Genomic DNA, 23,381 nt, shown 5'->3' with positions numbered 1-23,381 from the left:
CTCCTCCATCAAGCCATGGCCACGAAAAAATCCAAACCCAGCGTCTCCGCCATCACGTCGCGCTCCAGCTCCGCCAGCAGCCTGACGCCCTGGCTCGGCATCGCCTTCATCGTGATCCTGCTCGACCAGATCAGCAAGATCACCATCACCCGCACCTTCATGCACGGCGAGGAAAAGCCGATCACGAGCTTCTTCAACCTGGTGCTCGCGTATAACCCGGGCGCGGCCTTCAGCTTCCTGTCCAACCAGGGCGGCTGGCAGCGCTACTTCTTCGCCGCCATCGCCATCGGCGCGGTCTGCTTCATCATCTACCTGCTGCGCAAGCACGCCGGCCAGCGCATGTTCTGCTGGGCCCTGGCCCTGATCATGGGCGGCGCTCTAGGCAACCTGATCGACCGCCTGGTCTACGGCCACGTGATCGACTTCCTCGATTTTCATCTGTCCGGGGTCGGCCACTTCCCGGCCTTTAACATCGCCGACACCGCGATCACCATCGGCGCGATCCTGTTCATCTTCGACGAACTGCGCCGGGTGAACAAGCATTAAGCAAGCACCAAGCATTTCGGAGATAAAGCTATGAGCATGGACCTGAAGGGCAAGAAGATCGTCCTGGGCCTGTCCGGCGGCGTGGCCTGCTACAAGGCCGCGGAGCTGTGCCGGCTTCTCACCAAGGAAGGCGCGGGCGTGCAGGTCGTGATGACCGAGGCCGCCACCCACTTCATCGGCCCGGTGACGATGCAGGCGCTGTCCGGCCGCACCGTCTACACCGACCAGTGGGACGGCCGCATCCCCAACAACATGGCCCACATCGACCTGACGCGCGACGCCGATGCGATCCTGGTCGCGCCATGCTCGGCCGACTTCCTGTTCAAGCTGGCCCACGGCGCCACCGACGACCTGCTGTCGACCCTGTGCCTGGCGCGCCCGCACCAGGTGCCGCTGCTGGCGGCGCCGGCCATGAACGTCGAGATGTGGGAAAAGCCGGCTACCCAGCGCAACGTGGCGCAACTGCGTGACGACGGCGTGCGGATCTTCGGCCCGGCCGCCGGTTCCCAGGCGTGCGGCGAAACCGGCATGGGACGCATGCTGGAACCGAACGAGCTGCTGGAAGAGCTGGTGGCCTCGTTCCAGCCGAAGGTCCTGGCGGGCAAGCGCGTGCTGATCACGGCCGGCCCGACCTACGAGGCGATCGACCCGGTGCGCGGCATCACGAATCTGTCGTCCGGCAAGATGGGCTATGCGGTCGCGCGTGCCGCGCGCGAGGCCGGCGCCGACGTCACCCTGGTGTCCGGCCCGACCGCGCTGGACACCCCGCACGGCGTGCGCCGTATCGACGTCCAGAGCGCGCAGCAGATGCTGGACGCTGTCATGGCCGGCATCCAGGGACAGCACATCTTCATCGGCGTGGCCGCGGTGGCCGACTGGCGCGTCGAGAATGCCAGCGCACAGAAGATCAAGAAGGACGCCAGCGGTACGCCAAGCCTTCAGTTCGCGCAGAACCCCGACATCCTCGCCACCGTGGCCGGCACCACCTCGCTCAACGGCTGGCCGTATTGCGTCGGCTTCGCCGCCGAGTCGGAAAACCTGATCGAATACGGCGCCGCCAAGCGCGAAAAGAAAGGCATTCCTTTGTTGGTCGGCAATATCGGCCCCCATACCTTCGGTCAGGATGAGAATTCGATCGTGCTGTTCGACGACGGCGGCCACACCGTGCTGCCGCAAGCGGGCAAGCTGCAACTGGCGCGCCAACTGGTCTCCGAAATCGCCAAGCGCCTCGAACGCCGGTCGCTGCTTACCTGAGCCGCCTCCGCACCACCCATCAACGCACAAGGCTTCACGCATCACTCTCCATGAAACAGATCGACCTCAAGATTCTCGACCCGCGCATGAAGGACTTCCTGCCCACCTACGCCACCGGCGGCAGCGCGGGCCTCGACCTGCGCGCCTGCATCGACGCGCCGCTGACCCTGGAGCCGGGACAGACGGTCTTGGTGCCGACCGGCCTGGCCATCCACATCGCCGACGCCGGCTATGCGGCGATGATCCTGCCGCGCAGTGGGCTCGGCCATAAGAACGGCATCGTCCTCGGTAATCTGGTAGGCTTGATCGACTCCGATTACCAGGGCCAGCTGATGGTCTCCACCTGGAACCGGGGCCAGTCCGCGTTCACGCTGCAGCCGATGGACAGGCTCGCACAGCTGGTCGTGGTGCCCGTCGTTCAGGTTGGTTTCAAGGTGGTGGAGGAGTTCGCATCGAGCGACCGGGGCACCGGAGGGTTCGGCAGCACCGGCAAACAATAAAAAACGGAATGAGGAGCACATGACCGCCAATCGCCGCCCTGCCATCCAGGCATTTCCCGTCCTGGCCGTCGCCAGCGCCCTGCTGCTGTCCGGCTGCGCCACCCAGGGCCCGCAACAGCCCGCGATCACGCCGCGGGTCGTCGAGCGCGCACCCGAAGCGCCGGGCCTGAGCCCGCAGATGGCCGTTGCCGCCGACACGCTCACCAAGATGGCCGACCTGCAGAACCGCCTGTACAAGGTCGCGGCCCCGCTCCTCATCCAGAACGCCGAGTTGTGCAAGAACCAGGCGCGCAACCTGCTCGGCTTCACCGCCAAGAACCGCTGGTCCTACCCGGGCGAGTATAACGAAGCCGCCCACGTCGCCTTCGGCATGGACGAACGCCTGCAGGTCACCAGCGTGCTGGCCGGCAGCGGCGCCGCCAAGGCCGGCCTGCAGACCGGCGACGTGCTGCTGACGGCGGGCGGCAAGCCGCTGCCGACCGGCCAGCATGCGCTGAGCCAGGCCGGCGCCATCTTCGGCAAGATCGTCGCTTCCCAGGCCACGCTGCCGATGACGGTCGAACGCCACGACAGCGAGCGCCGCCTGTCGGTGCCGGTCACGCGCGCCTGCGCCTTCGCGATCGAACTGGGCAACGCCGACAACGTCAACGCCTACGCTGACGGCTCGCGCGTGCTGGTCACGCGCGGCATGATCAACTTCACCCGCAACGACGACGAACTGGCCTACGTGCTGGCCAAGACGATGGCCCACAACATGCTCGGCCACGCCGCCGCCCAGCGCAACGTCTCCACCATCGGCAGCATCATCGACAACCTCAAGAGCGTCACGCCGGATACCTCGATGCTGATCGGCAGCGGCGGCATCAAGGCGATGCCGCCCGAGATGGACGCCGCCGCCGACCGCCTGAGCCTCTACATGGCCGCGCGCGCCGGCTACGAGATCGACGACGCCGACAATTTCTGGAAGCGCCTGAACGAACGCTACCCTTCCACGGTCCTGAACGGCTACAACGCCAACCACCCGGCACTGTCGGCGCGCCTGGCGGCGATCGAGAAGGCGCAGGCGGAGATCAAGGCCAAGCGCTCGGCCAAGAAGCCGCTGGTGCCGTAACAGCACCGTCGTCCCCGCGCAGGCGCGGACGACGAGCAACTTATCAGCAAAGCATCCCGCATTTTTTGTATCATTGCCGATTCCCCGCCACCCATCCCGATTCGGCAGCAAGAAACGGGAGTACGGCGCTTTACAAAGAAGAACGCAATGAACACCGCCAACCTGCTGCGCCTCGTTTCCCTTGCCGCCATCTGGGGCGGCTCCTTTCTCTTCATGCGCATCAGCGCGCCCGTGCTCGGGCCGGCGGTGCTGATCGAGTTCCGGGTGCTGTTCGCCGCGCTGTTCCTGGCGGTCGTCGGCTTCGTGCTGAAGAAGCGCCTCGACCTGCGCGCCAACTGGAAGCATTACTTCATCCTCGGCTTCTTCAATTCCGCCCTGCCCTTCCTGCTGTTCGCATTCGGCGCCCGCACGCTGTCGGCCTCGGTGCTGTCGGTATTGAACGCAACCGCGCCGATGTGGGGCGCGCTGGTCGGCGCCGCCTGGACCCGCCACGCGATCGGCTTGCGCACCGCGCTCGGACTGCTGTTGGGCACGCTAGGGGTGGCCCTGCTGGTCGGCTTCGACCATGTCTCCAGCAAGCCCGGCGCCGGCATCGCCGTGGTGGCCGCGCTGGCCGCGGCCCTGAGCTACGGCGTCGCCAGCCAGTATGCGCGCTCGGCGAAGAGCGTCGAGCCGTTCGCCAACGCCCACGGCACCATGTGGGCATCCAGCGTGATGGTGCTGCCGGTGCTGCCCTTCTTTCCGATGACGGCCGCGCCCACGCTAGGCATCGTCGGGGCCGTGCTTGCGCTGGGCGTGCTGTGCAGCGGCATCGCCTACATCCTGTACTTCCGCCTGATCGAGGAAGTCGGCACCACCTCCGCCCTGACGGTCACCTTCCTGAATCCGGTATTCGGCATCCTGTGGGGCGCGCTGTTCCTCGGCGAGACCATCGGCTGGTACACCATCGCCGGCTCCGCCATCGTCCTGGTCGGCACCGCGCTGGTGACGGGCTTCGTGCCGCGCATCAAACGCCGCGCCGCGCCGGCGGCCATGCAGGGAAAGTGAACCGGTGAGCCGCTTCGCACTGTCCATCGACCTGCCGCCGGACTACCGCCGGCAGGACGTTTTCACTTTCCATGGCCGCGATGCCGAAGGCCTGGCCGAACGCATCGAGGGCGATCGCATCCGCAAGGGCGTGATGGTGGATGGCCTGCCCACGGTGCTCGAAGTCGAGCTCGGCGCGCAGCCCGGCCAGGCCCTGTGCACGGTCAACGTGGATGGCGGGCAACCGCCGGCGGCCGCGCACGGTATGTTGCTCAATATCCTGGGCCTGCGCATCGACCCCGCGCCCTTCGAGGCGGCAGTCGCGGATGACGCGCTGTTCGCGCCGCTGGTGGCGCGCGCGCGCGGCCTGCGCGTGATCCAGTCGGCCACCATCTTCGAGGCCCTGAGCTGGGCCATCATCGGCCAGCAGATCAACTTGGGCTTCGCGATCGCCCTGCGACGCACCTTCATCGCGCTGGCCGGCCGCGCCCACCCGGACGGCCTGTGGTGCTACCCGGAAGCGGTGGACGCCGCCCGGCTCGACCTCGACCAGCTGACCAGCCGCAAGTTTTCGCGTGCCAAGGCCGAGACCCTGCTGCGCCTGGCGCGGCTGGCGGCGGACGGCGAATTGGACCTGCGCCGCGATGCCGATCCGCATCAGGTTAGCGAGCGCCTGCTGGCGGTGAAGGGCATCGGCCCGTGGACCGTGAACTACGCGCTGCTGCGCGGTTATGGCTTTCCGGATTGCTCGCTCGAGGGTGACGTGGCCGTGCGCACCGCCATCGGGCGACTGCTCGGCGCCGCCGAACGCCCGACCCTGCCGGAAGCCGCCGCTTTTCTGCAGGCCTACCGTCCCCATCGCACCATGGCGTCTGCGCATCTTTGGGTCAGCCTCAGCCAGACTGCGGGATAATTCGCTAAAGCGGACTCATCCGTGATACCGAGGGGTGATATGAAACTTCAAGCAGCTTGTTGCGCACTGCTGATGGCGTGCGCCGGTTTGACCCGGGCCCAGAACGTGCCCACCGACGTGACCGATGCTCCGGACGACCACGGCGCCTATTTGTCGCTGGTGTTCGGCAACGGCCGGATCCATGGCGGCAATGCCGAGGGTTACCGCTGGATGCGCGGGCGGACCTTCGAGGTGCGGGCCGGGCGCCAGCAGCGCACCCTGTTCGGCTCGCCCTTGCCGGACAGCCTCAGCGAACGCATCGACTTCGTCCATTACAACGAAGGCCATCCGGACAACAACCACCGCGACGGCTTCGCCCTGCAATGGCTGGCGGTGCGCCGGCTCGGCGCGCGCAGCGCCGTCGAACTGGGAGTCGGCCCTTACCTGAGCATGAACACCACCGTCATCGACGGCCGCCAGATCGACGATGCCAACGTCGGCGCCCTGTTCAGCCTGGCCTTGCGGGTGCCGCTGGGCGACTTGCCGGCTGGCACTCACCTGCGCATCGGCTATAACCACGTGCAGATGCGCAATGTGCACCGCTCCGACGCCTTGATGATCGGCATCGGACGCCAGTTCGGCCGCTCCGAACCCGACCCGGAGACGGATCCGGCCAACGGCCGCACGTGGTTCGGCGCTTCGGTCGGCAATTCGATCACCAACATGTCCGGCACCGACGGCGCGATCGCCTCCGTGCTGGAAGTACGGCGCTACCTTGGCGAGCGGCTCGAGCACTGGGCGGTGTCGGGAAAATTCCTGTTCGAGGGTGACGACGGTGCCCGGGTCGACCGGCGCGGCGCCGCGGCCCAGTTGTGGTACGTGCAGACGGTCACGCCGCGCTTCGCGATGAGCGCCGGACTCGGCCCGTATGTTGCCCGGAACCGGCGCGACGACAACGTCACGCATGCGAATCTCCTGATCACGTTCCAGGCCGAGCAGGCGCTGTCGCGGCATACGCGCGCGTTCATGAACTTCAACCGCGTAAAAACCTTCCGCCAGACCGACGACCGCGACCTGTTCCAGCTGGGCCTGCTGACGGATTTCTGAACGCTTACCAGCGCGGCAAGCCTTCGAACTGCTGGGCGCCCTCGCCCGCAAAGCGGATCAGTTCGGACAAGGGCACGGTGGCCAGGTTGTCGCGCCCGTAGTGGCCGCCCAGCGCGCTCGGGATCTTCAGGCAGTACTTGCGGCCCGCGCTCAGCGGCCCCAGGGTGGACTCCGCCAGGCGCACCTGCTCGGGCATGTACCAGTCGTTCAGGAATTCCTGGTTATAGGACAGCGCGTCGAGGGCGGCGCGGTCCTCGGCCACCGGTTCGCAGCTCAGGTCCTGCGGCGACAGGCGCCAGTAGCGGCCCTCGTCGTCGCGGATGATCAGGTTGCCGAAGGCATTCTCCCCCAGCACTTCCACCGCCCTCAGGCCGACCCAGCCCCACGCCTCGTTAATCTCGTCAACAGTGATCATGATCGCTCCGCATTCAGCCGACATATCTTCGACCGGGCTGGGCCGCAGGCGTTGCGACGAAGAAGCTGGGGATTGAGGCGCTTCAGGTGCGGCCGGAGCGGCGCGGACAAATGAAAAGGCCGCTGATCCTGAACAGGATCAACGGCCTTGGAATCTGGTTGCGGGGACAGGATTTGAACCTGTGACCTTCGGGTTATGAGCCCGACGAGCTGCCAGACTGCTCCACCCCGCGTCTGATGGTTCGTATTATACGGCCCTTCCGCGGTTTAGGCAATGCCGGTCCTATTTTTCCCTCGGGTTGCAGCATAAGCTGCCAGCCTGGACAGCCTGGGGCGCGTACGGATTGCGGCACAGTTGGCACGAGACGGTGGTAAAGTAAGGGCAATGTCATTACTTCCTTTTTCCATGAAATTCTGCTCCGAGTGCGCCCATCCGGTGACGGTGGCCATCCCCGAAGGCGACAACCGGCCGCGCTACGTGTGCACCCAATGCGGCACCATCCACTACCAGAACCCGAAGATGGTGATCGGCTCGATCCCTGTCTGGGAACAGGACGGCGAGCTGAGGGTCCTGCTGTGCAAGCGCGCGATCGAACCGCGCTACGGCTACTGGACTCTGCCCGCCGGCTTCATGGAAAACGAGGAGACCACCGGCCAGGCCGCGGTGCGCGAAACCGAGGAGGAAGCGGGCGCCAACGTCGAACTGGGCGAGCTGTTCACCCTGCTCAACGTCGCCCACGTGCACCAGGTCCACCTGTTCTACCTGGCGCGCCTGCTCGACCTGGATTTCGCGCCCGGCATCGAGAGCCTGGACGTGCAACTGTTCACGGAACACGAGGTTCCCTGGGACGACCTGGCCTTCCCGACCATCCGTACCACGCTGGAGCTGTTCTTCGCAGACCGTCGCAAGGTGCTCGAAGGCGGCAGCTACGGCTTCCACAGCCGCGACATCACGAAGCCAATGCGCGCCCCTGTCGAACCCGATTGATCATCAAGAGACCATGATCCCCTGGCTCGAAGCGAATACGCCGTTCCCGGACGTATCCGAGGCGTTGACCACCGACGCCCCCGGCCTGCTCGCGGCCGGTGCCGACCTCTCGCCCCAGCGCCTGCTGCAGGCCTACCGCAACGGCATCTTCCCGTGGTTCTCGGAAGGCCAGCCGATCCTGTGGTGGAGCACCGATCCGCGCATGGTGCTGTACACCGACCGTTTCAAGGTCAGCGACAGCCTTAAAAAGACCCTGCGCAAGGTCGAGCGTTCGCGCATCAAAGGCGGCCCCTGGGTGGTGCGCTTCGACAGCGCCTTCGAATCCGTGATGCGCTCCTGCGCCGCGCCGCGCAAGGACGGCCCCGGCACCTGGATCTCGGAAGACATCATCGCCGGCTACACCGGCCTGCACCGGATGGGCTATGCCCACTCGGCGGAAGTGTGGCTGGACGGCGAACTGGTCGGCGGCGCGTATGGCGTGTGCATCGGCCGCATGTTCTACGGCGAATCGATGTTCGCGCGCGTCTCCGACGCTTCCAAGGTGGCGCTGGCCTACCTGGTGGCCTTCCTGCGCAGCCAGGGTGTGCGCATGCTCGACTGCCAGCAGGAGACCGGCCACCTGGCATCGCTCGGCGCCTTTCCGATCCCGCGCAAGGCTTTCCTCGAGCACGTGCGCGAAGCCATCGCCGAACCCGCCATCGAACGGTGGGAAGTTGCGTCACCGTTGACCACCTAACGGTGCGCCGCGCCATCTTTGGCTACAATGGGTCAAACACGTCGTCTCGAGAGCATTGCATGACGCACTTAAATGACTTGCCCTTTTCTACGCTGCAGTTCTACACCACGGCGCCCTATCCCTGCAGCTACCTGGATGCGCGCCAGGCGCGCTCGCAGGTGGCCACGCCTTCGCACCTGATCAATGCGGACGTGTATTCCGAGCTGGTGCGCAACGGTTTCCGCCGCAGCGGGATCTTTACCTACCGTCCGTATTGCGACGGCTGCCGCGCCTGCATCCCGGTGCGCGTGGCGGTGAACGACTTCGGCCCCAACCGCAGCCAGCGGCGTGCGTGGAAGCGCCACGCCGAGCTGTCCGCGATGGTGGCCAACCTGTCGTTCTCGGACGAGCACTATGCGCTCTACCTGCGCTACCAGACCACCCGCCACGTCGGCGGCGGCATGGACCAGGACAGCCGCGACCAGTACGCCCAGTTCCTGCTGCAGAGCCGCGTCAACACGCGCCTGGTCGAGTTCCGCGAACCGGACGGCACGCTGCGGATGGTGTCGATCATCGACGTGCTGTCGGACGGCCTGTCTTCCGTGTACACCTTCTTCGATCCGGACGTCGAGGGCGCCTCCTTCGGCACCTACAACGTGTTGTGGCAGATCGAGCAGGCGCGCGAACTGGGCCTGCCCTATGTCTACCTGGGCTATTGGATCGAGCAGAGCCCGAAGATGGCATACAAGATCAATTTCCGGCCGCTGGAGGCGCGGATCGACGGCGTCTGGGGAGTGCTGGAGCGATAGTTTTGGGGCCTTAGTACAGGGTAAAATGGCGGCAATTCACATCTAGGCCGCCATGTCCGACAAACTCCTGTACGCCCTCGCCCGCCCGCTGCTGTTTTCCCTCGATCCCGAAACGGCCCATAACCTGACCCTGCCGGCACTGCGCCGCGCGAATGCGCTCGGTTTGACCGGCTTGGTCAAGAAGCCGGCCCCCGATCCGCGCACCGTGATGGGCATTACCTTCCCGAACCCGGTCGGCCTGGCTGCCGGCCTCGACAAGGACGGCGCCTACATCGACGGCCTGGCGGCGCTGGGCTTCGGCTCGATCGAAGTCGGCACGGTCACGCCGCGCCCGCAGGCCGGCAATCCGAAGCCGCGCATCTTCCGCCTGCCGTCCGCGCGCGGCATCATCAACCGCATGGGCTTCAACAACGGCGGCGTCGACGCTTTCGTCGCCAACGTGCGCGCCTCGCGCTTCTACCTGGAACAGCAGGGCGTGCTCGGCCTGAATATCGGCAAGAACGCCGACACCCCGATCGAACGCGCCGCCGAGGATTACCTGCACTGCCTGCGCAAGGTCTACCCGTATGCCAGCTATGTGACGGTGAACATCTCCTCGCCGAACACCAAGAACTTGCGCCAGCTGCAGGGCGCGTCGGAACTCGACGCCCTGCTGGCCCAGCTCAAGGGCGAACAGTCGCGCCTGGCGGATGAATATGGCCGCTACGTGCCGCTGGCCCTGAAGATCGCACCCGACGTCGATGGCGACCAGATCCGCGACATCGGCGCCGCCCTGCTGCGCCATGGCATCGACGGCGTGATCGCCACCAACACCACCCTCACCCGCCGCGACGTCGAAAACCTCCGTCATGGAAACCAGCAGGGCGGCCTGTCCGGCGCGCCGGTGTTCGAGCTGTCGAACATCGTGATCCGCGCGCTCAAGCAGGAAGTCGGCGATGCCGTGCCCATCATCGGCGTGGGCGGCATCCTGAGCGGCCGCGACGCCAAGGCCAAGATCCAGGCCGGCGCCCAGCTGGTGCAGCTGTACAGCGGGCTGATCTATCGCGGACCGGGACTGATTCGGGAGTGTGCGGATGCAATCAAAAACTCTCGGGGTCAGAGCCCGGTTTAACTCTCGGGGTCAGAGCCCGGTTTAATCGGGTGGGCTCTGACCCCGACTGACTCGCGGGTGGGCTCTGACCCCGGTTTTCCTGACCCCGGTTTCCCGCCCGCGGCCCGGTGTTCAGCCGCACAGCAAGAAAGGATCTCAAATGAAGAAACACCAACTCGGCAAGACCGCCCTCACCGTCTCCCGCGTCTGCCTCGGCACCATGACCTTCGGCGAGCAGAACACGGAAGCCGACGCCCACAGCCAGCTCGACTATGCGCTGGAGCGCGGCATCAACTTCGTCGACACCGCCGAGATGTACCCGGTCATGCCCAGCGCCCGCACCCAGGGCTCGACCGAGCGCTTCATCGGCAGCTGGCTGAAGCAATCCGGCAAGCGCGACCGGATCGTGCTGGCGACCAAGGCGGCCGGCCCGAACCCGGCCATGCACTGGATCCGCGGCGGCCGCCAGAACCTGGACGCGGCCAGCATCCGCGCCGCCCTCGAGGACAGCCTGCGCCGCCTGCAGACCGACTACGTCGATCTCTACCAGCTGCACTGGCCGAGCCGCAACGTGCCGATCTTCGGCGCCAACAGCTTCGACCCGGCCAAGGAGCGCACGGCGGTCGCCATCGAAGAGACGCTGGTCGTGCTGGGCGAGCTGATCGCGGAAGGCAAGATCCGCCAAATCGGCGTGTCGAACGAAAGCCCGTGGGGCGTGTGCGAGTACATCAAGCAGGCGGAAATGAAGGGCTTGCCGCGCATCGCCACCATCCAGAACCTGTACAACCTGAGCGCGCGCGCCTTCGAGACCACGCTGCTGGACGAAGTCTGCTACCGCGAACAGGTAAGCCTGCTGGCCTACAGCCCGCTCGCCTTCGGCCAGCTCAGCGCCAAGTACCTCGACGATCCGAAAGCGCACGGCCGCCTGACCATCTTCCCGCCGACCTGGAGCCCGCGCTACCTGCGCCCTCCGGTGCTGGCGGCGGTGAAGGAATATGCGGAACTGGCGCGCGCGCACGGCATGCTGCCTTCGCAGATGGCGCTGGCGTGGTGCTATTCGCGCTGGTTCGTGGGCTCGACCATCATCGGCGCGACCAGCCTGGCGCAGCTGAAGGAAAACATCGATGCGGAGAGCCTCGCCTTGCCGGATGAGGTGGCGGCGGCGATCGATGCGATCCACGCCCGCTACACCAATCCGGGCCAGTGACGGGACGCCGGACGGCTAGCCGCGGCGCCGGAACGTCGATGCCAGGTTCGGCAGCACGTAGACCGACCACCTGCCCAGCAGGGACGCCAGCGCGAAATACGCGCCCATGCAACGCCGTGCCGGCGTGAGGCGCCTGCCGCCGGCAAGGCGGAGTTCGCGATAATCGGCATAGCTGGCGAACTGCATGAAACGCGACACCCGCCGGAAACCGGCGGCACTGCCGAACAGCCGCCGCGGCGACCAGAACAGGTTGTTGTCCTGCCTGCCGCCACGGCCGAAGGCGGACGCATAGAGGTCGCGTACCCACAGCGGCAGCCAGTGGCAGAACGGCAGCGCCGTATCGTGGTTAATCACGGGGAAGAGCTTGTTTGGCGTGGTGATGACCAGCACGTCACGGCTGATCCGGCACAATTGCGCCACGAAGTCCGCCCGCACCCCGGTATGCTCGATCACTTCGATGCAGTACACCGCATCCATGGAGCGCTCCGGCAAAGGCAGTCCTGCAATCGAGGCCTGCACCCACTCGATCCGGTGCGCGACGCCGAGAATCCCGGCGATCTGGCGCGCCGCCTCGAGACGAGCGCCGTCGTATTCGATGGCGGTGATCTTCGCCTCGGTCCGCAGCGCGAACGCGAGCGCCAGCCAGCCATATCCCGCGCCCACGTCGGCCACCTCTCCCGGCAGGCCGGCAAGGCGCAGCAGCGGTTCGACGAAATCGCCCATGTACTCGTCCAGCACCTGGTTCAGGTCCAGCTGGCGGTATTCGCTGCGTGCGAAATGATCGACGCGGCGGATGGCTTCCATCTGCTCATTCGACATCCAGCGCCTGTGCGGCGGACACGGCCGACCAGTGGCTCCTACGCCCCCCTCTTCCGGGATGATGACGACGTTCGATGTGCCTTCCATGTCCTCTTTCGACACGCCCGCCATACGGACGTTAACTAAAGAGTAATTATTGCATAGATGAAAACTTTTAAGTAAGAAATATTTTGGCGTCGAACACGTTCGTCCTGTTTACTCCACCGCCACCGGATGCAAGGCCCGTTCGATGTCCGCGCGCGTAAAACCCTGTGCGAAGCGCTCGATGAAGTCATAGGCATAGGCGCGCAGGTAGGCGCCGCGCCGTACCGCCAGCCGCGTCACGTTCGGCGCGAACAGGTGCGAGGATTCGATCGCCCGCAGGCCGCGGTCGCGCCCGTGGTCGAAGGCCATCGAGGCGACGATGCCGACCCCCATTCCCAGCGACACGTACTGCTTGATGACGTCCGAATCCATCGCCGTCAGCACGATGTCCGGATTCACGCCGGCGGCGGCGAAGGCGGCGTCGATGTGGCTGCGGCCGGTGAAGCCGACGTCGTAGGTGATCAGGGAAAACTCGGCCAGGTCGGCCAGCTTGATCGGGCTGCGGCCCAGCAGCGGGTGGCCGTCCGGCACCACCACCAGGTGGCTCCAGCGGTAGCATGGGAAGGAAACCAGGTCGGGGAAGGTCGACAGGCCCTCGGTGGCGATGCCGATGTCGGCGCGGCCCGACAGCACCCATTCGGCGATATGGTCCGGCGCGCTCTGCTGCAGGGCGATGCGCACGCCCGGGAAGGACGTGCGGAAGGCCTGCACCACCTGCGGCAGCGCATAGCGCGCCTGGGTGTGGGTGACCGCCACCGTGAGCGTTCCGCTGTCCTGGGCCGCGTATTCGCTGCTGGCCTGCTGCAGGTTCTCGGCCTCGACCAGCAGGCGCTCGATGATCTTCAGGATGCCCTTGCCCGGCTCGGTCATGCCGGTCAGGCGCTTGCCGTTGCGTTCGAAGATGACCACGCCCAGCTCATCCTCGAGCTCGCGGATCTGGCGCGACACCCCCGGCTGCGAGGTGAACAGGGCGTTCGCCACATCGGTCAGGTTGAAGTTGCGGCGCGCCGCCTCGCGTACCGAACGCAGCTGCTGAAAGTTCATATGCCTTCACCCTGGTCGACGAACACATGCATCCGGCGCGGCTTCACCAGCAGGGTCTCGCCGTCGCGCAGGCCCAGTTCGCGGTAGCGCTCATTCGGGATCACCGCTTCGATCATTTGCGCATTGTCGGCGCGCTCCAGGTCGAGCTGGGCCAGCGGGCCGATCGCGTGCGCGCGGCGCAGCTTGACCGCCACGCCCTCGCCGCCCGGCACGTAGCGCTCGACGTCGAGGTCGTGCGGGCGCACATAGGCGATGCCGGTGCCGTTCTGCACGCCGGCGTACTGCGGCGCATGGAAGGTCGCCTCGCCGCTGGCCAGCACGCCGTCATTGACGCGGCCGTGGAACAAATTGACGTTGCCCAGGAAGCCGTACACGAAGGGCGAGGCCGGGTGGTTATAGACGGCGTCCGGGGTGCCGAGCTGCTCGATGCGGCCCTTGTTCATCAGGACCACCTGGTCGGCCACTTCCAGCGCTTCTTCCTGGTCGTGGGTCACGAAGATCGAGGTCACGTGCAGCTCGTCGTGCAGCTGGCGCAGCCAGCGGCGCAGCTCCTTGCGCACCTTGGCGTCGAGCGCGCCGAAGGGTTCGTCGAGCAGCAGCACGCGCGGCTCCACGGCCAGGGCGCGCGCCAGGGCGATGCGCTGGCGCTGGCCGCCGGACAGCTGCGGCGGATAGCGGTCGGCGATCCAGTCCAGCTGCACCAGTTCGAGCAGCTTTTTGACCTTCTCGCGGATCTGCGCTTCGCTGGGGCGTTCCTTGCGCGGTTTGACCCGCAAGCCGAAGGCGACGTTCTCGAACACGGTCATGTGCTTGAACAGCGCGTAGTGCTGGAACACGAAGCCGACCTGGCGCTCGCGCACGTGGCTGGCGGAGGCGTCGGCGCCGTCCAGCAGCACGCGGCCGGCGTCCGGGAACTCCAGGCCGGCGATGATGCGCAGCAGCGTCGTCTTGCCGCAGCCGGACGGCCCGAGCAGCGCGGTCAGCTCGCCGTCGGCGAACTGCAGCGAGACGTCATCCAGGGCCGTGAACTGGCCGAACTGCTTGCGGATGTGTTGGACTTCGATCGTCATGCTCAGTGCTCCGTAGTTTGCATTTGCACGGCGGCCTTGCGATGCTGGTGCAGGCGCCACTCGATAAAGGATTTCACCGCCAGCGTAACCAGGGCCAGCAGGGCCAGCAGCGAAGCGATCGCGAACGCGGCCGTGAAGTTGTATTCGTTGTAGAGGATCTCGACCTGCAGCGGCATGGTGTTGGTCTCGCCGCGGATGTGGCCCGACACCACCGACACGGCGCCGAACTCGCCCATCGCGCGGGCGTTACACAGGATCACGCCGTACAACAGGCCCCACTTGATGTTGGGGAGGGTCACGCGGCGGAAGGTCTGCCAGCCGGAGGCGCCCAGCACCAGCGCCGCCTCTTCCTCTTCGCTGCCCTGGGCCTGCATCAGCGGAATCAGCTCGCGCGCCACGAAGGGGAAAGTGATGAAGACGGTCGCCAGCACGATGCCCGGCACCGCGAACAGGATCTTGATGTCGTGGTCCATCAGCCAGGGGCCGAACCAGCCCTGCGAACCGAACATCAGCACGTACATCAGGCCGGCGATCACGGGAGACACCGAGAACGGCAGGTCGATCAACGTCAGCAGCACGCTCTTGCCGCGGAAGTCGAACTTGGCGATGGCCCAGCTTGCTGCCACGCCGAACACCAGGTTCAGCGGCACCGAGATGCCGGCCGCGATCAGGGTCAGCTTGATCGCGGACAGCGCGTCCGGATCGACGATGGATTCCTTGTAGGTGTCCCAGCCCTTCTTCAGGGCTTCGGCGAACACGGCGACCAGCGGCACGAACAGGAACAGCGTCAGGAACAGCAGCGCCACGGCGATCAGGGCGAAGCGCACCCAGCCCGGCTCCAGGGTATTGGTGGCCTTGCGCGGTGCCTGGGCGACCGCTTCGGCGGGTTTGATGTTGTCGAGGACTGCGCTCATTGTTATTTACCTGCCCGCTTGCGTGTCCAGGCCTGCAGCAGGTTGATGGCCAACAGCAGGATGAAGGAGGCGACCAGCATGACCACGGCGATCGCGGTGGCGCCCGTGTAGTCGTACTGCTCCAGCTTGGTGATGATGAACAGCGGCGTGATCTCGGACACCATCGGCATGTTGCCGGCGATGAAGACCACCGAGCCGTATTCGCCGGTGGCGCGCGCGAAGGCCAGCGCGAAGCCGGTCAGGAGCGCGGGCGTGATGCCCGGCAGGACCACGCGCGTAAACGTCTGCCACGGGCTGGCGCCCAGGCTGGCGGCGGCTTCTTCCAGCTCGCGCTCGGCATCTTCCAGCACCGGCTGCACGGTCCGCACCACGAAGGGCAGGCCGATGAAGGTCAGCGCGACCACCACGCCCAGCGGGGTGAAGGCGACCTTGATGCCCAGCGGTTCCAGGTACTTGCCGATCCAGCCGTTGCTCGAGTACAGCGCGGTCAGGGTAATGCCGGCCACGGCCGTCGGCAGGGCGAACGGCAGGTCGACCAGGGCGTCGACGAAGCGCTTGCCGGGAAACTGGTAGCGCACCAGCACCCAGGCGACGATGCCGCCGAACACCACGTTGATGGCGGCGCCGATCAGGGCCGCGCCAAAGCTCAGGCGGTAGGACGCCATCACGCGTTCCGAGGTGACGGCGTTCCAGAACGCGTCCCAGCTCATGGTGAAGGTTTTGAGGAAGATCGCCGACAGCGGGATCAGCACGATCAACGCCAGGTAGAAGATCGTAAAGCCGAGCGACAAGCCGAAACCGGGGATGACCCGGTTGGCGCTGCTACGGCTGGTCACAAGCGTATTCATGGATGGGCCTTATTACAAATTCTTCTAATAACGCGACATAATCGCACCCAGACCACATATTGCAAACGAAGCATTCCTCATTTGCATAGACAGTTTCCGCTATTAAGATCCCAGCCTTCCTTAAACGACCAGCTTGAACGCCACCAGGGCCAGGGTCATCGCCAGCAAGCCGCGCAGGAAGCCTTCCGGCACGGCTTTCGCTGCCCAGGAGCCGAGCGTGATCCCCGGCACCGAACCGACCAGCAGGGTCGCCAGCAGTGTCCAGTTGATCGAGCCCAGCCACCAGTGGCCGACGGCGGCGATCGCGGTCAGCGGCACGGCGTAGGCGATATCGGTGCCCGCCACTTCGGCCGGGCTCAGTTTCGGATACAGCATCACCAGCAGGGTGGCGCCGATCGCGCCCGCGCCGATCGAAGACACGGTGACGAGGGTGCCGAGCAGCGCGCCGGCGGCGATGGTGGCGCCGGCGAGTGCCCTGCCCTGCAGCTGGCGGCCGGGCTTGGCGTTGACCCAGGCCAGCATGCGGACCCGGAACAGGATCGCCACCACGGTCAGCATCACGGAGACGGCGATCGAATAGCGGATGACCTGGCCGATGGCGGCGCTCAGGGGACCGAGGTATTGGAGGGCCAGCGTGGCGAGCAGCGCGGCGGGCAGCGCGCCCATGCACAGGCGGCCGACGATCGGCCACCGCACATTGCCGCGCGAGCGGTGGGTGATGGTGCCGGCGCTCTTGGTGAGCGAAGCGAAGGCGAGGTCGGTGCCGACCGCCACCGACGGCGCGACGCCGAACAGCAGCGTCAGCAGCGGCGTCATCAGCGAGCCGCCGCCGACCCCGGTCATACCGACCAGCAGGCCGACGGCGAATCCCGACAAGATATACGTAATGGACATGCTTTACCCCCAGATTGGCTCCAAGGGTAAAGGGCCTCAGCCGTAAACCAAACGACAGCTTCCTTATTTACTTATGCGGGCGTTACGCGTGGGCACGGGGTGCCCACCCTACAAGCATGCGATCGTAGGGTGGGCTCCCTGAGCCCACACCTCGGCCGTTTTACTTGTTTGGCTGAGGTGTGAGACGCAGATAAGGCCGCGGGGCATTGAAACCCTTTGGATATTTCTGCTTCAGCTGCTCCGGATCCTGCACGGTCAGCGGGATGATGACGTCGTCGCCATCCTTCCAGTTGCCCGGGGTCGCGACCGTGTAGCCGTCGGTCAGCTGCAGGGCATCGATCACGCGCAGGACTTCGTCGAAGTTGCGGCCGGTGCTCATCGGGTAGGTGATCATCAGGCGCACTTTCTTGGCCGGATCGATCACGAACAAGGAGCGCACGGTCGCGGTGGCCGACTGGTTCGGGTGGATCATGTCGTACAGGGTCGAGACCGACTTGTCGGCGTCGGCGATGATCGGGAAGCCAACCACGGTCTGCTGGGTTTCCTCGATATCCTTGATCCAGGCCTTGTGCTGCTCGGCCGGGTCGACCGACAGGGCGATCGCCTTGACGTTGCGCTTGTCGAATTCCGGCTTGAGTTTGGCGGTCAGGCCCAGTTCGGTCGTGCACACCGGCGTGAAGTCGGCCGGGTGCGAAAACAGCACCACCCAGGAATCGCCCGCCCAGTCATAAAAACGGATGCGGCCGATGGTGGAATCCTGCTCGAAATCGGGAGCGGTGTCGCCCAGGCGTAAAGTCATGCTGATCTCCTTCAGGTTAAGGAATGAAAACTGCGGTCAGAAAAATCGGTTGTAGAGAACCACGCCCCATGTCGCGGCAGCCATCGCGATCGCCAGCGCCACCGCCGCGCTGCCCAGGTCCTTGGCGGCCTTCGACAGCGGATGGCGCTCCAGCGAAACGCGGTCGACCACCGCCTCGATGGCGGCATTGATCAGTTCCACCAGCAACACCAGCCCGAGCACCGCGATCAGCGCCAGCTTCTGGAAGGCGGAAATCTTCAGCACCAGCGCCAGGATCGCCGCCGGCACCGCCACCATCAGCTCCTGGCGGAACGCGTGCTCATGCCGCCAGGCGGTCTTGAAACCTTCGATCGAATAGCGAAAGGCGGCGGCGATGCGCGCCAGGCCGCCCTTGCTCTTGAACTCGCTGCTTGGTTGATCCATACGTGTCGTGGTTACTTGTAAGTTTCGCATTATGCCCCACACTGAAACCACTCGCTAACCACAATTTTCACATTATGGTATAAAGTAGAGATATATACCGCACCGCACCAACCACAATATGAAAATGGAAACCCCCGAACCGGCGAAAACTTCCATCCAGGTGATTGAACGCATGGTAGCCCTGCTCGACGTCCTGGCCAGTTATCCCGATCCCGTGAGCCTGAAGGAGTTGTCGAAGGTTTCCGGCCTGCATCCGTCCACCGCGCACCGGATCCTGAACGACATGGTGGTGACGCGCTTCGTCGACCGCGTCGAGCCCGGCACTTACCGCCTCGGCATGCGTCTGCTGGAACTGGGCAATGTGGTGAAAAGCCGATTGTCGGTACGCGAAGCGGCGGTTGACCTGATGCGCGCCCTGCACAACAAGACCCGGCAGACGGTCAACCTGTCGGTGCGCCAGGGCGACGAGATCGTCTACATCGACCGCGCCTTCTCCGAGCGCTCCGGCATGCAGGTGGTGCGTGCGATCGGCGGCCGCGGTCCGCTGCACCTGACCTCGACCGGCAAGCTGTTCCTGTCCGTGGACGAGCCGAAGGCGATCCGCGCCTATGCCACCCGCACCGGGCTGGCCGGCCACAACAAGAATTCGATCACCGACCTCACGCGCCTGGAGCGCGAACTGGCGCTGGTGCGCTCGCGCGGCTATGCGCGCGACAACGAGGAACTGGAACTGGGCGTGCGCTGCATGGCGGCCGGCATCCACGACGACAGCGGCAAGCTGGTCGCTGGCCTGTCGATCTCGGCGCCGGCGGACCGGCTGCAGGACGAGTGGCTGGAAGACCTGGTGAACACGGCGGCACAGATTTCGGCGACGCTGGGGCACCGGGTCGGCGCCGGAGTCTAGTCAAGCGTCGCCGCCGCGACACCCGCGACGTCGTTCCAACTATCCGACCTCAGCGCGCATGAGTTCCTGCCTGCGCGGGAACACGGTGCTTATTGCGCGCTGGTCCCCGGCACCACCGCCGACACCGTCACCGGAACGCCCGCCGCAGCCGCCGACGGAATACTGGCCGGCTTGAGTGCCTCCAGCCACTTCCGCATCCGTCCCGCGTCCGCGGTGCGCGACTGCTTGCCCTTCGAATCCAGGAACACCATGACCACGTTGCGGCCCTGGATCATGGCCTGCATCACCAGGCAGCGCCCCGCTTCGTTGATGAAGCCGGTCTTCTGCAGGCCGATGTTCCAGTCCGGCATGGCGACCAGGTAGTTGGTGTTGTGGTACTGCATGCGGCGGCCACTGGCTTCGACCACGTAGTTCGGGTCGGTCGTGTACTGGCGCAGCAGCGGTTCCTGGTGCGCCGTCATGACCAGCTTGGCCAGGTCGCGCGCGCTCGATACGTTCTGGCTCGACAGGCCGCTCGAGTCCACATAATGCGTATCGTTCATGCCGAGTTCCTTCGCCTTGGCATTCATCGCCTCGACGAAGGCCGTAATCCCGCCCGGGTAATTGCGGCCCAGTGCGGAGGCGGCGCGGTTTTCCGAGCTCATCAGCGCGATGTGCAATAGGTTGCCGCGCGTCATGCGTGCGCCGACGGGCAGGCGGGAACTGGAGTACTTGTGACGGTCGACGTCGGCGTCGGTAATCGTCAGCACCTCGTCCAGGTTCTGCCGGGCCTGTACCACCAGCAGGCCCGTCATCAGCTTGGTGATCGAGGCGATCGGCAGGGCGACGGTGGCATTCTTTTCGAACAGCACTTCGGAACTGGTCTGGTCCATCACGTACGCCACCGAGGAGCGCAGGTCGAGCGGGTCGTGGATCTTGTTCAGGCCGGCGATGTCGCCGGCGCTGAGGATCGCCAGGGCCGGGGCGGCGCGGCGTACCTGCTGGTAGACCACCCTGCGCTTGCCGTGCACCATCTCGATCCGGCGCACCATGCGCTGGCGGTTGTCGTCGGCGATGACCGTGGCGAGGTCGGTCCGTTTGGCCTTCACTTTCTTGACGGTGGCCGTGCGTCCCTTGTGCCTGCTGCCCGTTGCGGCCTGGGCGGGATCAAGCAGGAATACCATGGTCATGGCGGCGGCCAACGCGAGCTTGAGCATCTGAAAATCCTTGAACGCGAACTGATGAGCACTATTGCAGTGTAGCGAAAGACGGGTGAAGCGCAAGACAATGTAGCACCTGCGCTCTCATTTTGCTACAACGCAATGTTTCACACGTTGCAGAAATCTCTTGATATTTCAACAGCTTGCGCATCAAGTATACCGAACATGCTACTCCACGAAGCGCACGAAGCTGGATACCGGTTCGCGTTCGGTCGCCAGGCTGTTCTCGACCTTGTCCGGATCGGCCCAGCCCAGCGCCATGCCGCAGACCAGCATTTCGTTGGCCGGCAGGCCGAGCTGCTCCCCGACGATGCGGTGGAACTGGATGAAGGCCGCCTGCGGACAGGTATCGAGCCCGCGCCCGCGCGCCGCCACCATGATGTTCTGCAGGAACATGCCGTAGTCGAGCCAGGAGCCCTGCTCCATCACGCGGTCGATCGTGAAGATCAGACCGACCGGGGCGTCGAAGAAGCGGTAGTTGCGGCCGTGCTGGGCCGCCATCCCGGCCTTGTTCTCGCGCGTCAGGCCCAGCAAGGCGTACAGGTCCCAGCCGACCTTGCGGCGCCGGTCGACGAAGGGGGAGACCCATTCGCGCGGGTAATAAGTGTACTCCTCGGTGTGTTCCTTCGACTGCTGCGGATCGGTGTAGGCCGCCAGGATCGCGCTGCTGACGCGCTCCTTGGCCTCGCCCGTCAGCACATAGACCTTCCACGGCTGGGTATTCGTGCCGGACGGGGCGCGCGCCGCGACTTCGAGGATGGCTTCGACGTCCTCGCGTGCGACCGGGGTCGGCAGGTAGGCCCGGATCGAGCGGCGCGAGGTGATGGCCGCGTCCACGGCCTGTTGCTGCTGGCTGGTAATCATCATCAATTCTCCTTGTAGATTACTTCTTGACGACAAAGGCGACGCCCGCCACCGCCACCACCATCCCCACCAGTCCGAGCGGACTCAGGGCTTCGCCGAACATCAGCCAGGCCATCACGGCCGTGGTCGGCGGCGTCAGGTACAGCAGGCTCGTCACTTTGGTAGCGTCGTTGCGGCTGATGAGCCTGAATAAAAGGAAGATGGCGCCGATCGACAGCGCGAGGATCGACCACAGCAGCGCGCCGACGAACTGCGGGGTCCAGTGCACGTTCGCCAGCATTGGTCCGAAATCTTCCAGCACCACGGCGAACGGCAGCAGGAGCAGCGCGCTGGCCGTGAACTGGATCAGGGTGCCCGTGCGCAGGTCGAACTGCGGGCAGAAGCGCTTCTGGTACAGCGTACCGCAGGTGATCGACAGCAGCGCCAGCACGCAGAACGCGATGGCGCTCGGGGCCAGGCCGTTCAAGCTGAGCTTGGCATATACCACCAGGCCGACGCCGCCCAGGCCGAGCAGCAGCCCGAGCCACTGGCGCGGCGTGACGCGCTCGCCCACCAGCGGCGCGGCAAAGGCGGTCAGGATCGGCTGCAGCCCGACGATCAGGGCCGACAGCCCGGCCGGCATGCCGATCTTGATGGCGCTCCACACGCCGCCCAGGTAGCCGGCCTGCAGCAACAGGCCGGCGACTGCCACGTGCACGATGCGTCCGCGCGGCCATGGTGCGCCGCTTCCCAGCACCAGCGGCAGCAGGACCAGCACCGCGCCCAGGCAGCGCAATATCAGGAAACTCAGCGGCGGCGCATACGGCAAGCCGTATTTGGCGGCGATGAAGCCCGTACTCCAGAGGAAGACGAAGAACAGCGGCATCGGCGACAGCCAGCCGGCGTGCGCCGGCGCAGCGGGTACGGCCGTGGATGGCTGGGAGGCGGGCGCGGCGGGGGACTCGGAAGTGTTTGGCGTCATCGGATTGCCAGTCTAGCATGCCCTTGGGGTCTTGCCGGCCAGCCTCCCCTGCGCCGGCTGTTGTATCGATGCAAACGAAAGACGGCGTAAACGATTGCATGTCTTGATATACCTCAGAACTGGTATTCTCTCTTGTGCGCCGCATCAAAAGTTCTTGACGCATGATCGAAACCCGGTAAAATCTGTTCATGTTGCGGCGCACAAAAGTAGTTTACATGTACCGCTGCACTACTTACCGAGCAACATCCGGGTCCACCCAAGTTCAATATTTATCCAATACTGGAGAACTACATGTTTGCATTCCCCGAGCAGTTTTCGAACGCGACCAAAGCCAATCTGGAATCCCAATTCGCCCTGCTGTCGGCCCTGACCTCCAAGACTTTCGAGGGCATGGAAAAGCTGGTGGACCTGAACATCAACACGGCCAAGGCCACGCTGGAAAACTCGTCGGCAACCGCACGTCAGCTGCTGGCCGTCAAGGATCCGCAGGAATTCTTCGCCGTGACCGCCGCCCAAGCCCAGCCGAACGCTGAAAAAGCCCTGGCCTATGGCCGTCAAGTCGCCTCGATCGCCGCCGACACCGGCGCCGAGTTCTCGCGCGCCGCCGAGAGCCAGATCGCCGAAGTCAACCGCAAGGTGATCTCGCTGGTCGACGAAGTGACCAAGAACGCCCCGGCCGGTTCCGAGACCTATGTGTCGGCCCTGAAGACCGCGATCAGCAACGCCAACGCCGGCTACGAGCAGTTCAGCAAGAGCACCAAGCAAGCGGCCCAAGCGATCGAGTCGAACCTGAACGCCGCCGTGTCGCAGTTCACCCAGGCAGCCGGCAAGGCCGCCAACGGTGCTGCCAACGCTGCCTAAATAACGCTGCCCTGCCGGGCAAGCAAAACGGCCCGGAT

The 23,381-nt window shown here is 65.4% G+C and carries 26 protein-coding genes and 1 tRNA gene; 14 read left to right on the top strand and 13 right to left on the bottom strand.

Features of this window, described 5'->3' with window-relative positions; translation table 11 throughout:
- Positions 1-15: 15 nt before the first annotated feature.
- From lspA to ACI48D_RS03755, 7 genes are all read left to right on the top strand, one after another.
- The gene (lspA, locus tag ACI48D_RS03785; RefSeq protein ID WP_435569867.1) at positions 16-546 is read left to right on the top strand and encodes a signal peptidase II; all 531 of its coding nucleotides are present in this window, start codon (positions 16-18) and stop codon (positions 544-546) included.
- Positions 547-582: 36 nt separating this feature from the next.
- Positions 583-1,800 carry a bifunctional phosphopantothenoylcysteine decarboxylase/phosphopantothenate--cysteine ligase CoaBC gene (gene coaBC / locus ACI48D_RS03780; protein ID WP_435569973.1) on the top strand — a complete coding sequence of 406 codons (1,218 nt, stop codon included), beginning with the start codon at positions 583-585 and terminating at the stop codon, positions 1,798-1,800.
- Between the two features lie 50 nt (positions 1,801-1,850).
- Complete coding sequence (dut, locus tag ACI48D_RS03775; RefSeq protein ID WP_435569866.1) at positions 1,851-2,300, top strand: dUTP diphosphatase; 450 nt, start codon at positions 1,851-1,853, stop codon at positions 2,298-2,300.
- Between the two features lie 19 nt (positions 2,301-2,319).
- Complete coding sequence (locus tag ACI48D_RS03770; protein ID WP_435569865.1) at positions 2,320-3,411, top strand: M48 family metalloprotease; 1,092 nt, start codon at positions 2,320-2,322, stop codon at positions 3,409-3,411.
- A 147-nt stretch (positions 3,412-3,558) separates the two neighbouring features.
- A complete protein-coding gene (locus ACI48D_RS03765) occupies positions 3,559-4,458 on the top strand; it encodes a DMT family transporter (protein ID WP_435569864.1) in 900 nt (299 codons plus the stop codon).
- A 4-nt stretch (positions 4,459-4,462) separates the two neighbouring features.
- Positions 4,463-5,350 (top strand): DNA-3-methyladenine glycosylase 2, encoded by an 888-nt coding sequence (locus ACI48D_RS03760; RefSeq protein ID WP_435569863.1) that lies wholly within the window; start codon positions 4,463-4,465, stop codon positions 5,348-5,350.
- A gap of 39 nt (positions 5,351-5,389) precedes the next feature.
- Positions 5,390-6,436, top strand: coding sequence for a hypothetical protein (locus tag ACI48D_RS03755; RefSeq protein ID WP_435569862.1), 1,047 nt, complete (start codon positions 5,390-5,392; stop codon positions 6,434-6,436).
- Between the two features lie 4 nt (positions 6,437-6,440).
- Here ACI48D_RS03755 and ACI48D_RS03750 read toward each other — a convergent pair whose 3' ends face one another.
- The gene (locus tag ACI48D_RS03750; RefSeq protein WP_435569861.1) at positions 6,441-6,851 is read right to left on the bottom strand and encodes a T6SS immunity protein Tdi1 domain-containing protein; all 411 of its coding nucleotides are present in this window, start codon (positions 6,849-6,851) and stop codon (positions 6,441-6,443) included.
- A 155-nt stretch (positions 6,852-7,006) separates the two neighbouring features.
- A tRNA-Met gene (locus tag ACI48D_RS03745) sits at positions 7,007-7,083 on the bottom strand.
- Between the two features lie 173 nt (positions 7,084-7,256).
- Here ACI48D_RS03745 and ACI48D_RS03740 point away from each other — a divergent pair.
- The 5 genes from ACI48D_RS03740 to ACI48D_RS03720 all read left to right on the top strand — a co-directional run bounded on the left by ACI48D_RS03740 (position 7,257) and on the right by ACI48D_RS03720 (position 11,659).
- The gene (locus ACI48D_RS03740) at positions 7,257-7,838 is read left to right on the top strand and encodes an NUDIX hydrolase (protein ID WP_435569860.1); all 582 of its coding nucleotides are present in this window, start codon (positions 7,257-7,259) and stop codon (positions 7,836-7,838) included.
- A 13-nt stretch (positions 7,839-7,851) separates the two neighbouring features.
- The gene (aat, locus tag ACI48D_RS03735) at positions 7,852-8,574 is read left to right on the top strand and encodes a leucyl/phenylalanyl-tRNA--protein transferase (RefSeq protein WP_435569859.1); all 723 of its coding nucleotides are present in this window, start codon (positions 7,852-7,854) and stop codon (positions 8,572-8,574) included.
- 59 nt (positions 8,575-8,633) lie between these two features.
- On the top strand, positions 8,634-9,362 hold the full coding sequence (locus ACI48D_RS03730) for an arginyltransferase (RefSeq protein WP_435569858.1): 729 nt from the start codon (positions 8,634-8,636) through the stop codon (positions 9,360-9,362).
- A 52-nt stretch (positions 9,363-9,414) separates the two neighbouring features.
- Complete coding sequence (locus tag ACI48D_RS03725; protein ID WP_435569857.1) at positions 9,415-10,473, top strand: quinone-dependent dihydroorotate dehydrogenase; 1,059 nt, start codon at positions 9,415-9,417, stop codon at positions 10,471-10,473.
- A 139-nt stretch (positions 10,474-10,612) separates the two neighbouring features.
- Positions 10,613-11,659 (top strand): aldo/keto reductase, encoded by a 1,047-nt coding sequence (locus ACI48D_RS03720; RefSeq protein WP_435569856.1) that lies wholly within the window; start codon positions 10,613-10,615, stop codon positions 11,657-11,659.
- Positions 11,660-11,674: 15 nt separating this feature from the next.
- Here the strand turns inward: ACI48D_RS03720 and ACI48D_RS03715 are convergent, their stop codons facing one another.
- The 8 genes from ACI48D_RS03715 to ACI48D_RS03680 form a co-directional block, all read right to left on the bottom strand.
- The gene (locus ACI48D_RS03715; RefSeq protein WP_435569855.1) at positions 11,675-12,478 is read right to left on the bottom strand and encodes a class I SAM-dependent methyltransferase; all 804 of its coding nucleotides are present in this window, start codon (positions 12,476-12,478) and stop codon (positions 11,675-11,677) included.
- A 195-nt stretch (positions 12,479-12,673) separates the two neighbouring features.
- Positions 12,674-13,606 carry a CysB family HTH-type transcriptional regulator gene (locus ACI48D_RS03710; RefSeq protein ID WP_435569854.1) on the bottom strand — a complete coding sequence of 311 codons (933 nt, stop codon included), beginning with the start codon at positions 13,604-13,606 and terminating at the stop codon, positions 12,674-12,676.
- Complete coding sequence (locus ACI48D_RS03705) at positions 13,603-14,676, bottom strand: sulfate/molybdate ABC transporter ATP-binding protein (RefSeq protein WP_435569853.1); 1,074 nt, start codon at positions 14,674-14,676, stop codon at positions 13,603-13,605. The genes ACI48D_RS03710 and ACI48D_RS03705 overlap by 4 nt, the downstream gene beginning before the upstream one ends.
- 2 nt (positions 14,677-14,678) lie before the next feature.
- Complete coding sequence (cysW, locus tag ACI48D_RS03700) at positions 14,679-15,590, bottom strand: sulfate ABC transporter permease subunit CysW (RefSeq protein WP_435569852.1); 912 nt, start codon at positions 15,588-15,590, stop codon at positions 14,679-14,681.
- A gap of 2 nt (positions 15,591-15,592) precedes the next feature.
- Positions 15,593-16,438: a sulfate ABC transporter permease subunit CysT gene (gene cysT, locus ACI48D_RS03695; RefSeq protein WP_435569851.1), complete on the bottom strand. Its 846-nt coding sequence runs from the start codon at positions 16,436-16,438 to the stop codon at positions 15,593-15,595.
- A 120-nt stretch (positions 16,439-16,558) separates the two neighbouring features.
- Positions 16,559-17,332: a sulfite exporter TauE/SafE family protein gene (locus tag ACI48D_RS03690; protein WP_435569850.1), complete on the bottom strand. Its 774-nt coding sequence runs from the start codon at positions 17,330-17,332 to the stop codon at positions 16,559-16,561.
- 160 nt (positions 17,333-17,492) lie between these two features.
- On the bottom strand, positions 17,493-18,131 hold the full coding sequence (locus ACI48D_RS03685) for a peroxiredoxin (RefSeq protein ID WP_435569849.1): 639 nt from the start codon (positions 18,129-18,131) through the stop codon (positions 17,493-17,495).
- A gap of 36 nt (positions 18,132-18,167) precedes the next feature.
- Entirely contained in the window at positions 18,168-18,554 is a 387-nt protein-coding gene (locus ACI48D_RS03680; protein ID WP_435569848.1) for a diacylglycerol kinase, read from the bottom strand.
- Positions 18,555-18,672: 118 nt separating this feature from the next.
- Between ACI48D_RS03680 and ACI48D_RS03675 the strand changes: the two genes are divergently transcribed.
- Positions 18,673-19,458, top strand: coding sequence for an IclR family transcriptional regulator (locus tag ACI48D_RS03675; RefSeq protein WP_435569847.1), 786 nt, complete (start codon positions 18,673-18,675; stop codon positions 19,456-19,458).
- 89 nt (positions 19,459-19,547) lie between these two features.
- Here ACI48D_RS03675 and pbpG read toward each other — a convergent pair whose 3' ends face one another.
- The 3 genes from pbpG to ACI48D_RS03660 all read right to left on the bottom strand — a co-directional run bounded on the left by pbpG (position 19,548) and on the right by ACI48D_RS03660 (position 22,482).
- Complete coding sequence (gene pbpG / locus ACI48D_RS03670; RefSeq protein ID WP_435569846.1) at positions 19,548-20,654, bottom strand: D-alanyl-D-alanine endopeptidase; 1,107 nt, start codon at positions 20,652-20,654, stop codon at positions 19,548-19,550.
- Between the two features lie 171 nt (positions 20,655-20,825).
- A complete protein-coding gene (locus ACI48D_RS03665; RefSeq protein WP_435569972.1) occupies positions 20,826-21,521 on the bottom strand; it encodes a nitroreductase in 696 nt (231 codons plus the stop codon).
- Positions 21,522-21,540: 19 nt separating this feature from the next.
- Complete coding sequence (locus ACI48D_RS03660) at positions 21,541-22,482, bottom strand: DMT family transporter (protein WP_435569845.1); 942 nt, start codon at positions 22,480-22,482, stop codon at positions 21,541-21,543.
- 291 nt (positions 22,483-22,773) lie between these two features.
- Here ACI48D_RS03660 and phaP point away from each other — a divergent pair, with 291 nt between their 5' ends.
- Positions 22,774-23,343: a TIGR01841 family phasin gene (gene phaP / locus ACI48D_RS03655; RefSeq protein WP_435569844.1), complete on the top strand. Its 570-nt coding sequence runs from the start codon at positions 22,774-22,776 to the stop codon at positions 23,341-23,343.
- Positions 23,344-23,381 lie beyond the last annotated feature (38 nt).

Origin of the sequence: Massilia sp. LXY-6 (assembly GCF_051233485.1) — a bacterium.
Taxonomy (GTDB): Bacteria; Pseudomonadota; Gammaproteobacteria; order Burkholderiales; family Burkholderiaceae_D; genus Telluria.
The sequence above is the reverse complement of the archived record's forward strand: the minus strand, read 5'-3'. Positions and strand labels throughout refer to the sequence as shown.